Raw genomic sequence first — 557 nt, 5'->3', positions numbered from 1 at the left:
GTCGCGCTATTGCTCGTGACGGAGGCAATCGTCGGTGCGGCGTCGTCGTCGAGGATGGTGCCAGTGCCGGTGACGCCACCGACAGTCAGTGGCACGGTTTCGTCCGGCTCATCCGTCGTGTCGCTGACAGTCGGCACGGTCACGGTGAAGCTTGTGACACCGGCCGGGATGGTCAGCACGCCACCTGCGAGGGTGACCCCGTTGCTGAAGGTCGGCGAACCGAAGTCGCCTGCTGCAGCGGTGCCGCCACCGAGGGTGAAGGGGAAGGTGATGCTCGACGAGGAGGCGTTGGTGAGCGCCACGTTATAGACGAGGTTGTTACCCTCGTTGACGCTCGGCGAGGAGACGCTCTGGATGGTCGGCGCGGCATCGTCATCGTTGATCGTACCGGTGCCAGATGCGGCGCCCACGGTCAGCGTATAGGTTTCATTCGGCTCGTCGATGGTGTCAGCCGTGGTGGGGACAGTGACAGTGAAGCTCGTGACCCCTGCCGGCACGGTGATCGTGCCGCCCGAGATCGTCACGCCATTCGAGAACGAGGCGTTGGTCAGGGCGGA

The 557-nt window shown here is 64.6% G+C and carries 1 protein-coding gene; it reads right to left on the bottom strand.

The features are described 5' to 3' along the window. On the bottom strand, positions 1 to 557 hold a 557-nt coding region (locus ABEA02_RS19870), incomplete at both ends, for a hypothetical protein (protein ID WP_345534893.1).

Origin of the sequence: Viridibacterium curvum (genome assembly GCF_039544165.1) — a bacterium.
Classification (GTDB): domain Bacteria; phylum Pseudomonadota; class Gammaproteobacteria; order Burkholderiales; family Rhodocyclaceae; genus Viridibacterium; species Viridibacterium curvum.
The sequence above is the reverse complement of the archived record's forward strand: the minus strand, read 5'-3'. Positions and strand labels throughout refer to the sequence as shown.